This window comes from Burkholderia sp. 4M9327F10 (assembly GCF_005503145.1).
Lineage (GTDB): Bacteria > Pseudomonadota > Gammaproteobacteria > Burkholderiales > Burkholderiaceae > Paraburkholderia.
Genome location: NZ_SCNV01000031.1, coordinates 91,845 through 101,414, shown reverse-complemented (window position 1 = coordinate 101,414; position 9,570 = coordinate 91,845). Strand labels below are relative to the sequence as shown.

At 62.2% G+C, this 9,570-nt stretch carries 9 protein-coding genes; 6 read left to right on the top strand and 3 right to left on the bottom strand.

The genetic code is table 11. The features are described from left to right. Window positions 1-941: 941 nt before the first annotated feature. On the bottom strand, window positions 942-1,295 hold the full coding sequence (locus FFS45_RS25000) for a DUF4148 domain-containing protein (protein WP_137957304.1): 354 nt from the start codon (window positions 1,293-1,295) through the stop codon (window positions 942-944). A gap of 394 nt (window positions 1,296-1,689) precedes the next feature. Between FFS45_RS25000 and FFS45_RS24995 the strand changes: the two genes are divergently transcribed. The 5 genes from FFS45_RS24995 (at window position 1,690) to FFS45_RS24975 (ending at window position 6,935) form a co-directional block, all read left to right on the top strand. Beyond that, on the top strand, window positions 1,690-2,367 hold the full coding sequence (locus FFS45_RS24995; RefSeq protein WP_137957317.1) for a response regulator transcription factor: 678 nt from the start codon (window positions 1,690-1,692) through the stop codon (window positions 2,365-2,367). Window positions 2,368-2,377: 10 nt separating this feature from the next. After that, window positions 2,378-3,778, top strand: coding sequence for a HAMP domain-containing sensor histidine kinase (locus FFS45_RS24990; protein WP_249362915.1), 1,401 nt, complete (start codon window positions 2,378-2,380; stop codon window positions 3,776-3,778). 50 nt (window positions 3,779-3,828) lie between these two features. Next, on the top strand, window positions 3,829-4,539 hold the full coding sequence (locus FFS45_RS24985) for a response regulator transcription factor (RefSeq protein WP_137957303.1): 711 nt from the start codon (window positions 3,829-3,831) through the stop codon (window positions 4,537-4,539). Between the two features lie 148 nt (window positions 4,540-4,687). After that, on the top strand, window positions 4,688-5,683 hold the full coding sequence (locus FFS45_RS24980; RefSeq protein WP_137957302.1) for a ferritin-like domain-containing protein: 996 nt from the start codon (window positions 4,688-4,690) through the stop codon (window positions 5,681-5,683). Window positions 5,684-5,756: 73 nt separating this feature from the next. Further along, window positions 5,757-6,935, top strand: a complete 1,179-nt coding sequence (locus FFS45_RS24975; RefSeq protein ID WP_137957301.1) for an SGNH/GDSL hydrolase family protein — start codon at window positions 5,757-5,759, stop codon at window positions 6,933-6,935. Window positions 6,936-6,987: 52 nt separating this feature from the next. Here the strand turns inward: FFS45_RS24975 and FFS45_RS24970 are convergent, their stop codons facing one another. After that, complete coding sequence (locus tag FFS45_RS24970; RefSeq protein WP_137957300.1) at window positions 6,988-7,389, bottom strand: DUF302 domain-containing protein; 402 nt, start codon at window positions 7,387-7,389, stop codon at window positions 6,988-6,990. Between the two features lie 248 nt (window positions 7,390-7,637). After that, window positions 7,638-7,910: a DUF4148 domain-containing protein gene (locus tag FFS45_RS24965; protein WP_137957299.1), complete on the bottom strand. Its 273-nt coding sequence runs from the start codon at window positions 7,908-7,910 to the stop codon at window positions 7,638-7,640. A gap of 417 nt (window positions 7,911-8,327) precedes the next feature. Between FFS45_RS24965 and FFS45_RS24960 the strand changes: the two genes are divergently transcribed. Then, window positions 8,328-9,506, top strand: coding sequence for a porin (locus tag FFS45_RS24960; RefSeq protein WP_137957298.1), 1,179 nt, complete (start codon window positions 8,328-8,330; stop codon window positions 9,504-9,506). Window positions 9,507-9,570 lie beyond the last annotated feature (64 nt).

Genomic DNA, 9,570 nt, shown 5'->3' with positions numbered 1-9,570 from the left:
TCTGAACCGCGGACGCGCCCGCCGGAAACTGCCCTTCTACTTTCATGACCACCTTCGTTCCTCCCGGCGTGAACCGCCCATTTCCGTGACTGCAGCGTTCTTGCTACGTCGAAACATTGTTTACTTCAGCCCAATTTGAGCACGCAACATTCTTTTTGGACTCCAGATGGGGCACACCGTACCACTCGACTCGAGCCTTGAGGCCTGCGCCTGAACTCCGATCCCGGGTTTCGACGGCGTCTCGCCGACTGTGTGCAAGGCGCGTGCCCGCATCGGACAGATTCTGAGTGGACCGCGGGGATGAGCGGAAGCAGCCAGTAATCTATCTGCGTAGAAGTACTAATAGACGGTATTTGACACATCCCCTTCGGTTTGGCACAGGCTGCGACGGCCGAAAAGATGCCCGAACGTCACACGTATTTCACAGGCCCGCATTAGTCGCGGCTGTGATTCCTGCGACGGAACGATATCAGTTCAAAATCAGGCGTCAAACTTTTTTTGATGGGGGCATACTGTGTTTAGAGGTGGCACTCTAATCGTGTGAAGTACATGGGAACCCTTTGCTTACAATATTGCAGGGTTCAGCCAAAAAAATCCTTTGTCTTCAACGATATGCGGAATGATGTTGTAAGCTTATCGAGCCTCGCGTTAATACTTATATACGGCGTGATGAAAAGCGGTATTGAGATTCGACGCTGCTTTAGGCGATTCTAAAGCAGGTGAGCGGTTGACTCCACCAGGAAAAAAACGTAGCGCGATGCGGGGGATTCGTGAGGGGCGCGGCGGGCTCGACTTCGGGGGAGAGGTCTGGGCAGAAGCCGGGACAGAGGCAGGGTAGAAGCAGAGGTATAAGCAGGGCAGAGGCAGAGGTAAAAGCCGGGATAAAAGCGGGGCCGACGCGAGACCCCGCCAGTGCAGTCTCGCGTCTCGCGGCCCATCGGCTAGCCCGCCGGATTCGCCGGGGCCGCGCCGGCCGGCGCCGTGGTGTTGCCGGCGTCCTGCGCATGGCTCATCGGCGCGCAGTCGCTGCGATACTCGGCCTGCAGCTTTTTCTCGGCCGCTTCCAGATCAGCGGGGTAGAGGTTGTCGTCGTCGGCGGGGTTGTAGCCCACGGCCTCCAGTTCGCCCAACTCGGTCATCAGTTGACGGTGCGTGACCTCGCCCTTGAGTTGCTTGAACGGATAATCGTTGCACTCCTGCGGCGTGAGATGCGGGGCTGCCATGGCCGATGCGCTGGCTGCGAGCAGCAGGGCCGTCAAGACGGTTCGAGTGGTGGTTTTCGTGGTGAGCTTCATGTCTGCATTTCTCCGGGTAAGGTCACACCGGCGAGAGCCACGACGGGCCGCCGGATGCAGACAGGCTAGGGGATGAGCGCTGGCGGACCGGCCTCGTAAGAATGAAAGTTGTTTCATTCTTACGCTGCGGCCGGCCGGGCCGGGAGCGAGCGTGCCGGCCGCAAACGCCCGCCTGTGGTGAGGCGGGGCGCCAACCTAAATATTTTTTAATGAAACCGATGTTTGACCGTTAAAAGCGAACGGGTAGCCTTTGCACATCGCTGTCCCCACGCCGTGGCGCCGCCCGGTCCCGAACTCAACCCGCAAGCCGAATATGGCATCATGTCCTTCTGCTGATAACCAGTCGCGCACGCCGCTCACCATGGCTGAGTTCGCTGCGGCGCGCGAAATCATCATGTCGCGAGTGCTGACAATCGAAGATGACGAGATCACCGCGAACGAAATTGTCGGTGAGTTGAAAAGCCGCGGCTTCACCGTGGATTGGGTGGCGAACGGCCGCGACGGCATGGCGCGCGCCATCAGCGACGAATACGACGTGATCACGCTCGACCGTATGCTGCCGGGCGTGGACGGCCTGACCATCCTCACCACCATGCGCAGCATCGGCATCCAGACGCCGGTGCTGATGCTCAGCGCGCTCGGCGACGTCGACGAACGCGTGCGTGGGCTGCGCGCAGGCGGCGACGACTACCTGACCAAACCCTTCGATCCCGAGGAAATGACCGCGCGCCTCGAAGTGCTGCTGCGCCGCAGTCAAACCCCGGCCACCCCGTTCGAGACGACGCTGCGCGTCGGCCCGCTCGAACTCGATCTGATCTCGCGCAAGGTCCAGCGCGACGGCGAAGAGATCGTGCTGCTGCCGACCGAATACCGCGTGCTCGAATTCATGATGCGCCATGCCGGTCAGACCATCACCCGCACCATGCTGTTCGAAGCGGTATGGGGCTATCACTTCGATCCGGGCACCAACCTGATCGACGTGCATATGGGCCGCCTGCGCAAGAAGATCGACCCGCCCGGGGTCAAACAGATGATCCAGACCGTGCGGGGCTCGGGCTATATCCTCGCGTGAGCAGACGACCTTGACGGACAATTCTTTCCCCGCGCAATCCGCCCTGGGGCGCCGCTGGCATTCCACCACCTTCCGCCTGATCACGGTCTATGCCCTGATCTTTTCCATTTCGGTCATGTCGCTGCTCGGCTTTATCGGCTGGGCGGTGACGGGCGACATGGAGCGCGAGACCGACGTCGTGATGGAGTGGCAGTTTATCTACTTCGATTCGATGCCGCACACCGATCTGGCCGCCGCGATCCAGCGCCGGCTCGAACATGAACGGATGCATGCGAACTATTACGGCCTGTTCACGGCGGACGGCCAGCATATCTCCGGCGATGTGATGAAACTGCCGCCCGATCTGCCGGTCGACCGGCGCGGCGTGACGCTCGAGCACACCTTGCAGGTGATGAGCGGGCAGCCGGCGCCGGTGGTGCGCGCCATGGCCGAGCGTCGCAAGGACGGCGAGATTCTCGTGCTGGCGCGCGATCTCACCCACATCCTGCGGATTCGCGAGACCATCATCAATGCGTTGATCGGCGGCGGAATTCTCTGCCTCGTGGCCGGCGTGGTCGGCGGCCTTGCGCTCAGCGTGCGGCAGATGCGCCGCCTGAAAGCGATTCGCCGTGTCACCCTGCGCATCGCCCAGGGCGACCTCGGCCAGCGCCTGCCGATCGGCGGACGCGACGAGATCGACATGCTGGCGCATCTCGTCAATCACATGCTCGAAGAAGTGGAGCGGCTGATGAACGAGGTCAAGGGCGCCTGCGACGGCATCGCCCACGACCTGCGCACGCCGCTCGCACATGTGCGGACCTTGCTCGTGCACGTCGCCGAGCGCGCCGAGCGTGTCGACGACGCAGCGCTCGCCGGTCTGGTGGAGCGCGCCCGCACTGAAACCGATGCGCTGCTCGACCGCTTTCGCGCCATGCTGCGGATCTCCGAGATCGGCACGCTGCAGCGGCGCGGCGGCTTTGCCGAGGTCGAGCTGAAGGCGCTCGTCGACGAAGTCGGCGAACTGTACGAGCCGCTCGCCGAAATCCGCTCGCTCGAGTTTGCGGTGGAGTCGGTTGCGGTCGAGGCGATTTACGGCGATCGCGCGCTGCTGTTCGAAGCGTTCAGCAACCTGCTCGACAATGCCTTCAAGTTCACGCAGCCGGGCGGAACCGTGCGGATGTCGCTCAGCCAGACGCCGGCCGGCCCGCTGGTGGAGATTGTCGATAACGGCCCGGGCATTCCGCTCGAAGAACGCGACGCGGTGCTGCAACGCTTCTATCGCGGCGAGCGCACGCGCCATCTCGCAGGCTCGGGGCTGGGGCTTTCCATCGTCTCGGCGGTCATGCGCGTGCATGACTTCACGATGCGCCTCGGCAACGCCGATCCTGGCACGCGGGTGCGCATCGAATGCTGGTCGAGGACGCTCGCATGACCGTTGCGTCTTTTCTTTCTGCTTGCTTGCCTGCTTCGATGGGAGGCTGAATGCGCATCCTGTTCGTCGCCGCGCAGCATCCCGAATCCGCGTGGCTATACAAAGCCTTGCAGGAGAGTGCCCATAGCCTGCAACGCGCCGACGACCTGCGCGACGGTGCGTTTCTCGCCACTCAGGAGCCGTTCGACGCAATCGTCCTCGTGTCGCTCGAAGCGGCCTCGTATGACGGCCTGATCGCGGCGCTGCCGGAATTCGTCGAGGTTGCGACGGGCGCCGCGATCGTCGTGGTGCTCGGCCAGTCGAGCGCCCAGGACCGTACCCGTACGTTGCGGGCCGGCGCGGACGCCTGCTTCGGGCAACCGTATTCGTTCATTGAAATGCACGAGCGCATGCAGGCGCTGCGGCGCAACGCCGTCTCGCGGGCGGCGCACGATCTGCCGCCCGCGGCCGCCGCCGCGAGCACGGCACTGACGCTCGACCCGCTCACGCGCGAACTGGTGGATGGGCAAGGGCGCCTCGTGGTGACGCGCCGCGAGTACCTGCTGCTCGAGTGCCTGATGCGTCAGCTCAATGCGCCGGTGCCGCGCGATCAACTGATTCGCTACGCGTGGCCGGAGAAGGACGATGTTGACCCGTCAAGCGTGAATCTGGTGGTATCGCGGCTGCGGCGCAAGCTCGCGCAGCATCTGCCGCAGGTGCACATCGAGACCGTGAGCCGCTACGGTTATCAGATCAGAACCGGGCCGCGCGAGGCGATCTGAAGGGCGCTTGACGGCGTCCGTTGCACTGCTGCGAAATACAGACAGCATGCGTCTGCGCTTGCACCGGATGCGATGTGCCCGCTTCAGTGCAAGCCCGCTCGAACAATGTCAGAATTCGTCGTCATGCATTCAGCTGGGAGTCTCCAGAATGAGTGATTCGATCTCTGACACCTTTGCAGTGGAGCGGCTGATCCAAGGCTTTGCCGCCCCTGTGTTGCCGCAGCACAGACCGGACCCCGCGACCGTCGACGTCGCGGACCGCAACGCCCGGCAGTGGACCAGCAGCGTGACTGGCCCACTCAAACCGGGCTCCGACGCGCATCGGCGCGAGATGTGCCGGATGTTTCGCGAGACCTTCAATCCTTACCGTCCATCGGTCATCGAATGGCCCGTGCTCGAGCCCGGTGCGCTCGAGCGGATTGTTTCCCTGCCCATCTGGGATATCGCCGTGCAGACCGAGGGCAAGGCACGGCTGCGTATGGCGGCGTATGCCGCCACCATTGACGAGCCAGACGTCCGCAACGCGCTTGCACTCAATGCATGGGAAGAAAACCGCCATAAGGAGGTGCTCTCGCGGATGGTGGCCGCGTACGGCATTTCGCTCGCGAGCGAAGCGCCTTATGTGTATCCCAGAGACGCCGAGTGGGCCTACCTGGTGACAGGTTATAGCGAATGCATCGACAGCTTCTTCGCCTTCGGCCTGTTCGAAGTCGCGCAACGCTCGGGGCTGTTTCCGCCTGAACTGATCGATACCTTCGAGCCGGTCATGCAGGAAGAGTGCCGTCATATCCTGCTGTTTGCAAACTGGGTGGCATGGCATCGCGCCCAACTGTCCTGGTGGCAACGTATCCGCTTCGAACTGAAAGTGGCCGCCGTGTGGGCCTTTCTCGGCTGGGAACGGATGAGCCTTGCACGCACGCTCGACGCTGACGGCAACGAGCACAAGCACGATAACAACTTCACCGTGAGCGGCGCGCAAGCGGTGTCTTCGGTCGATATCGGCGTACGCGAGCTGATGATGCTGTGCCTCGCGCAAAGCGAGCGGCGCTTTGCCGGCTACGATCGCCGTCTGCTGCGCCCCGGGACAATGCCCAGGCTCGTACGATTTGCGCTGCGTTTCATGCGTGCGGACAAGACAAAGTAGCGGCTTCAATTCGATGCAAGGTCCCGCGCTGGAGCCTGGTAAGATCGCATGCTCTTAACTGGACAGAGATCACATGCCGAACCATCAGCATCAATGGCTCACGACACCCATCAGCCGGGAGCTCTTGCGCGGCGCCCTCGAGATCGAACAAACCGGACGGGGGCTGATGCCGCACCGTCTGCCCGCTCGCGCACGCGCTCAATGCACGGACTCTCAACTGGCGATGGTCGAGTCGCAACCCTCGGGCGTGCGGCTCGCGTTCCGCACTCAGGCGACCGACATCGAAGTCGACGTCCTGCCGACCCGCTACGTCTATGCCGGTGCTCCGTCGCGGCCCGCCGGCGTGTATGACCTGCTGATCGACGGCCGCCTCGTTTGCCAGACGAGCGCGGACGGCGGAGACATTGTAACCGTCGACATGGCCGCCGGCACGGCTTCGAAACGCTCGGGCGCGCTCGACACGCTCCGGTTCAGCGGCCTGGGTGGCCACGACAAGAGAGTCGAGATATGGCTGCCGCACAACGAAACTACGGAGCTTGTCGCGCTACGGACCAACGCCCGCGTCGAGCCTGTTGCCGGCGACGGTCGAAAAGTCTGGCTGCATCACGGCAGTTCCATCAGCCACGGGTCCAATGGCGACAGTCCCACCTCGATCTGGCCAGCGCTTGCCGCCGCCCTTGGAGACGTGGAACTGGTCAATCTTGGCTTCGGGGGGAGCGCCTTACTCGACCCGTTCACGGCTCGAACGATGCGGGACGTCCCCGCCGACCTGATCAGCCTCAAGATCGGCATCAACCTGGTCAACACCGATGTGATGCGGCTACGTGCGTTTACTTCGGCGGTGCACGGCTTTCTCGACACCATTCGGGACGGCCACCCGGTCACGCCGCTGCTGGTTATCTCGCCGCTCTATTGTCCGATTCATGAAGACACGCCTGGCCCCGGGGCATTCGATATGAGTGCGCTGGCCGCAGGGAAAATATCGTTTCGGGCGACGGGTGACCCAGCGGAGCGTAAGGCCGGGAAACTGACATTGACCGTCATCCGGGAGGAATTGCGACGGATCGTTCAGCAGCGCGAGGCCGACGATCCCCATCTGCGCTATCTCGACGGCCTTGAACTCTATGGAGAAAGGGATTTCACCGAGTTGCCGCTTCCCGATCAACTGCATCCGGACGGACGTGCGCACCGTCGCATTGGTGAGCGGTTCGCGAGGCTTGCGTTCGGCCACGACGGACTGTTCTCCGTCTAGTGCCCCAAACCATGAGGCTCGCTAACGCTAAGCCAGCGGCCGCTCGCCCGGTTCAGCCGAGCGCCGCGGACTGCACGAGCGCGCCGATACCGTCGATTGCTTTTACCAGCTCTGCAGGCACGTCGTGCCGTGCCTGCAGATAGTCCGTTGCGTTGTACGAGAACCAGACGCGGCCGTCGCTGTCCTGCCACACCAACACCTTGAGCGGCAGATCGAGCGCCAGCGTGGGTGCGGCTTGCATCAGCGGTGTCCCGGCGCGCGGATTGCCGAACACGAGCAATTGCGACGGCAGCATCTCCAGTCCCGCGCGCTGCGCGTCCGCCGCGAAGTTAATGCGGGCGAACAGGATGATCTGCTTTGTTTCGATCAGTGAAGCGAGCCTGTCGGCAGCCCGCTCGACGGAGTGATTCGTCGGCACGGTGACGATGCCGTTATCGGCGGGGTGAGGGGACATGGGTTTCTCCTAAGATTGCCACAGCAAAGGGGAATGCGAGCGCAATGCGCGTCATCGATTGCCTTTCTACAAACGTTCGAGGCGCGATGGCCCGTTCGCGTCTTGAGTTTAGCTGCTGATTGAATAATGCGCTTCGGGGAATCAGGATGTCGGTAAGGTGGGGACGTTTTATCGCGATGTGCTGCGACCAAGGGGAGGCTACAGGGCGCAGCCTCGAAAGCTGCCCCCTTGGCGATCGTTCACGACCCTCAGTGCGAATAGATGGTCGAGTTGAGATAGTTGAGCTCACCGTCCTGCTCGGCATGCACCAGTTCCTGATAAACCTGGGCCCGCGTCTTTCCCGTATTGGCCTGAGCGTCCGGCGGCACCCATTGACCGTCCTGCTGCACGTCCGCGGATGAGTTCTGCGCCATTTGTGTGGCCGCAGCGGGTTGCTGCGGGGCCGGCGGGCTGGATTGTGCGAAGGCAGAAGCGGTAGCCGTAGTGCCCACCAAAGCGATGGCGATCATCAGTGATTTCATGTTAGTTATCCTTAACGTAAGCAGATTGACGGACTTCAGATTGATTGACCGAAGCGCGAGGCAAGAGAGAGGTGGGGAGTCCTTCGCTGCTTGGTTGATGAACAGGATAGTCAACCGGGTGTAGCGAATTGATGGTGTGCACGTGAAAAGAAATTCATCCGCCAGCACACAAGCGTCGCGCCGCTGCCGTGAACGCGCCATCGGCGGCGCGCCGTTGCCGGCACGTCGCCGCAAAGTTATCCGGATCGTGTCATTAACTTAAAAAAGCTTTCATTAAACGAGCAGATTTGATCACGGCTGTGTCACCCGCTGATCATAAATTCCCGGTACCCGCACGCTACGCGGGATGACGGTGCATCGTCGGCCTGCTTATGCGCGGCGATGCACGATCAACGGCTTCTCTCACCGGAATCAGATATGAATAAAGTAATGCTAACGACACTGGTCGCGTTGGCGGGAACGTGCACCACGGCCGCTTATGCGCAGAGCAGCGTGACGTTGTACGGCACGCTCGACACCGGGATCGACTATGTCAGCAACCAGAAGGCGACCGGCGGCGGCCACAACAACTGGATGATGGAAAGCGGCAACCTCAGCACTGACCGCTGGGGCCTGCGTGGCAAGGAAGATCTGGGCGGTGGCCTGAGCGCGGTGTTCGATCTCGAGAACGGCTTTAACGTCGACAACGGCAAGCTCGGCAACGGCGGCGATCTGTTCGGCCGGCAAGCGTGGGTGGGTCTGTCGAGCAACCAGTACGGCACGATGACCTTGGGGCGCCAGTACGACTTCCTGGTCGATTTCGTGGCGCCGCTGTCGGCAACGGGCTCGGGCTTCGGCGGCAACATTGCCGACCATCCGTTCGACAACGACAACCTGAACAACGACTTCCGCATGAACAATGCGGTCAAGTATCGCAGCGCGACGTATGACGGCGTGACGTTCGGCGGCGCATACGCGTTCAGCAACGCAGCGGGCGGTTTCAGCAACAACAATGCATACAGCCTGGGTGCGCAGTGGGCGGGCGGTCCGTTCAACCTGGCGGTGGCGTATTTGCAGGCGAACCAGCCGGGCGGCGTCAACGATCCGAGCAACACGGGCGGTGCGCTGAGCAGCAGCGACAATGACGCCACGCTGACCGGTGCGCGCCAGCGTATCTTTGGTGCGGCAGGCCGTTATGTGTTTGGTCCGGCCACGGTTGGCCTCGTCTTCACGCGCACGATGCTCGACGATCCGCACCAGATCCAGCAGGGCGGTTCATATGCAACGCTGAACGGCGAATTCCTGACCTTCAACAACTATGAACTGAACGCACGCTACGCGCTTACGCCGGCTTTCTCGCTGGGCGGTTCGTATACGTACACGGATGGCCATTTCAGCACGGCGGGCAGCGCCATTTCGCCGAAGTGGAACCAGTTCATGCTGCAGGCTGACTATGCACTGTCGCATCGCACGGACGTGTACCTGGAAGGCGTGTATCAGCATGTGACGGGTGCTGACGGCGTGGCGGTGCTGGGTAATGCTTCGGTGTATTCGCTGGCGGCTTCGGCCAGCAATAGTCAGACGGTGGTGGCGGTGGGGCTGCGTCACAAGTTCTAAGTGCATACGTTGCGCAACCAGTGCAAGCGCAGGGCTGAATGAAAGACGTCGCCGGAGCGATCCG

Coding starts and splice junctions, on each gene's coding strand:
- FFS45_RS25000 (WP_137957304.1), bottom strand. CDS start 1,295: ATGAAGCTCACCACGAAAACCACCACTCGAACCGTCTTGACGGCCCTG.
- FFS45_RS24995 (WP_137957317.1), top strand. CDS start 1,690: ATGTCGCGAGTGCTGACAATCGAAGATGACGAGATCACCGCGAACGAA.
- FFS45_RS24985 (WP_137957303.1), top strand. CDS start 3,829: ATGCGCATCCTGTTCGTCGCCGCGCAGCATCCCGAATCCGCGTGGCTA.
- FFS45_RS24980 (WP_137957302.1), top strand. CDS start 4,688: ATGAGTGATTCGATCTCTGACACCTTTGCAGTGGAGCGGCTGATCCAA.
- FFS45_RS24975 (WP_137957301.1), top strand. CDS start 5,757: ATGCCGAACCATCAGCATCAATGGCTCACGACACCCATCAGCCGGGAG.
- FFS45_RS24970 (WP_137957300.1), bottom strand. CDS start 7,389: ATGTCCCCTCACCCCGCCGATAACGGCATCGTCACCGTGCCGACGAAT.
- FFS45_RS24965 (WP_137957299.1), bottom strand. CDS start 7,910: ATGAAATCACTGATGATCGCCATCGCTTTGGTGGGCACTACGGCTACC.
- FFS45_RS24960 (WP_137957298.1), top strand. CDS start 8,328: ATGAATAAAGTAATGCTAACGACACTGGTCGCGTTGGCGGGAACGTGC.